Annotated in this window: 1 protein-coding gene; it reads right to left on the bottom strand. The window is 46.3% G+C overall.

What is annotated here, in order from left to right:
• Positions 1-704: 704 nt before the first annotated feature.
• Positions 705-1,196, bottom strand: a complete 492-nt coding sequence (locus B5G33_RS20835) for an SLOG family protein (protein ID WP_087418979.1) — start codon at positions 1,194-1,196, stop codon at positions 705-707.
• Positions 1,197-1,418 lie beyond the last annotated feature (222 nt).

Genomic DNA, 1,418 nt, shown 5'->3' with positions numbered 1-1,418 from the left:
TCGTAAACAAAGTGAGTGATAGGCCGCAAATAAAATGAGCCGGCTCAAGCTAACCCCACTTAAAAGGACGCAGATAATCTGCTGATTTTAGTATCATTTAATTTGCTGAATGACAGTCTTTGGACAGTATCTTTTCTAACAGTTCTGACATTGCCTTGTGTGCTTTCTCCTTTCCGTTCCCATGGATTCGCCCTAAGTTGTGCAGTACCTGCTCATTTACGTTTCGCCCTTCCTGCCGTCAGGTATTCCATGGGGCATACATTTGATTACACGGTTACATTGTTCAGCCCTTCAGCAACTCCCATTTCAGGGCTTTGCCTACTACGGCCTCTGCTGACTTCTCACAGTTCGTTGTTACTACGGTATATCTCCGTCTGTGAGACCTCACGGGATAAGCCTGCCAGTCTTTCCTCGTCTACCTGCCTGATTTACGCACATGGGTTACGGTTGCCTTTTGGACTTCACTGTTCTTTGTCAGCTTATCCGCCATGTACGCCTTGTATCAGGTTTCTGTTCGTCAGGCTACGATTTCGCTATCCCTTCTTCTCGCCCACATCTCGCGGTGTAAACCTTGGGAGTCGCTTTGGGGTTCGTCGGCAACTACGCCCCTTGTGGACTTTCACCACAGACTGACGGCATGCCCGTCATACAAAGAAAACGCCCACTGTTCAAGTGAGCGTTGTGCCAAGTTTTTCTATCCTGTTTTACTTTTTGGGGAGATAGATTTCTCCCACGGGTATTTCCCGCAGTTCTTTTTTCATTTGGTGTGCGAAGCGGATCGTCCTTACGGTTCCGCCTTTTTCCCGCCCGTCATACACCGCGATTACCCGGTCAGAGTGTTCCACCATATAGCGGTTGCGGTGGGAGTAGACGCTGGGCTGGTATTCTTCCCGTATCACGACGACATCACAACAAGCCTCCAGCATTTCATAGGTCCGCCCCTTTGCTCTGAGACTGTCCAGCCGTTTCTGATACGGGATTACGGCAATCAGTTCCAGTGACGGATCATCTTTCTGTTTTTCTATAACCATTTCCACAAAATATTGGTCCACACCTTCAGCGAACCCACTCATAAAGCAGGTAAAGCCGTCCGCAACCGCTTTTTCAATTTCATGCAGCAGGGCAGCCTTTACATAGTTGATCTGATTCTGCGGTAAATCCCTGTGTCCCGTGACACAGCATGTTTTCTTTTCCATCTGGCACCTCCAATAATAGATTAAAACTACCGCCTTGCTATATTGTAATAGGTTTATTTTAGCAAGTCAACGCAAATACCCTTTTTCATCTACCGAATATTTGCCTCCCTATATTGTCAAGTGATTTTCCTTTAAAATAAAGGTTTTTCAAGTTACTATCTCAGATGAATGAGCCATGGAGATGGGCATTTCTCTGTATCTGATACGAAAATAGCTGGTTTT

Origin of the sequence: Blautia sp. An81, assembly GCF_002161285.1 — a bacterium.
Lineage (GTDB): Bacteria > Bacillota > Clostridia > Lachnospirales > Lachnospiraceae > Blautia > Blautia ornithocaccae.
This window is presented reverse-complemented; position numbering and strand designations above follow the sequence as displayed.

Excerpts from the sequence above, each read along its gene's own strand:
- B5G33_RS20835 (WP_087418979.1), bottom strand. The coding sequence starts at position 1,196 with ATGGAAAAGAAAACATGCTGTGTCACGGGACACAGGGATTTACCGCAG.